This is a genomic window from Rhodococcus sp. CX (assembly GCF_015865005.1).
Classification (GTDB): Bacteria; Actinomycetota; Actinomycetes; order Mycobacteriales; family Mycobacteriaceae; genus Rhodococcus.
The window spans coordinates 1-1,293 of the sequence record NZ_JADZGH010000118.1 but is presented as its reverse complement, the minus strand read 5'-3'; the positions used below and the strand labels follow the sequence as shown (position 1 = coordinate 1,293).

The window sequence follows — 1,293 nt, the reverse complement described above, 5'->3', positions numbered from 1 at the left end:
CGACCTCGCCGAGCAGCACCGTGCCCGCCGGCAGCGGTTTCTCGCGCACCGCCGACGCGACCGCGAGTGCCAGGGCGAGGTCCGCGGACGGATCGGTGATCCGCATGCCGCCGACCGTCGACGCATAGACGTCGCACTTGCCCAGCGGGATCCTGCAGCGACGTTCCAGCACGGCGAGGACCATCGCGACCCGGGCGGAGTCGAGCCCGCTCACCGCCCGCCGCGGCGACGGGTTGTGGGTGGGCACCACCAGCGCCTGTAACTCACCGAGCATCGGACGCTTGCCGTCCATGGTCACGGTGATCGCGGTTCCGGCGACCTCCTCGGTGCGGTGCTGCAGGAACAGCCCGGACGGGTCGCTGACTCCGGCGATGCCGTCCTCGGACAGTTCGAAGCAGCCGACCTCGTCGGCGGCCCCGAAACGGTTCTTCACGCCGCGCACCATGCGCAGCGTCGAATGCTTGTCTCCTTCGAAGTGCAGCACGACGTCGACGAGATGCTCGAGCGATCGTGGCCCGGCGACCGCGCCGTCCTTGGTGACGTGACCGATGAGCAGCACCGGGACGCCGCTGGCCTTGGCGAGCGAGGTCAGCGCGCTGGTGACGGCCCGCACCTGGGTGACACCGCCGGAGACGCCTTCGACGTCGGCGGCGAGCATCGTCTGCACGGAGTCGACGACGAGCAGCGTCGGCTTCACCTGTTCGACGTGACCGAAGATCGTCGCGAGATCGGATTCGGCGGCGAGGAAGACCCGTTCGTGCACCGAACCGGTGCGATCGGCGCGCAGCCGCACCTGACCGGCGGATTCCTCGCCGGTGACGTACAGCGAGCGGTCGTCGGGGCTGCGCTGTGCCCAGCGATGCACGACCTCGAGGAGCAGCGTGGATTTGCCGACGCCCGGTTCGCCGGCGAGCAGAACGACCGACCCCGGCACCACCCCGCCGCCGAGCACCCTGTCGAGTTCGGAGATGCCGGTCGGTTTGGCGTGCGTGGCCTTGCCGTCGACGAGCGTCAGCGGCGTCGCGGGTGTGGTCGGCAGGATCGCGGCGGCACCGGCGCGCGCCAGTGATGTTCCCGGACGTGCGGCGACCGCGGCGGGAACGGCCGATGTCTCGTCCATCGACCCCCACGTGCCGCACTCGGGGCAGCGCCCCACCCATTTCGCGACGGTGTGCGCGCAGTCGCTGCAACGGTAGATCGATTTCGTCTTGGCCACGGACTGCACGATAGAGGCGCGGACCGACACCGGACCTCCACCGAAACGAGGGCGGGGCCGGACGAGCATTGCTCGTC

At 70.3% G+C, this 1,293-nt stretch carries 1 protein-coding gene; it reads right to left on the bottom strand.

Features of this window, described 5'->3' with window-relative positions:
* On the bottom strand, positions 1-1,216 hold a 1,216-nt coding region (radA, locus tag I0Q12_RS12910; protein WP_307846211.1), incomplete at its 3' end, for a DNA repair protein RadA.
* Positions 1,217-1,293 lie beyond the last annotated feature (77 nt).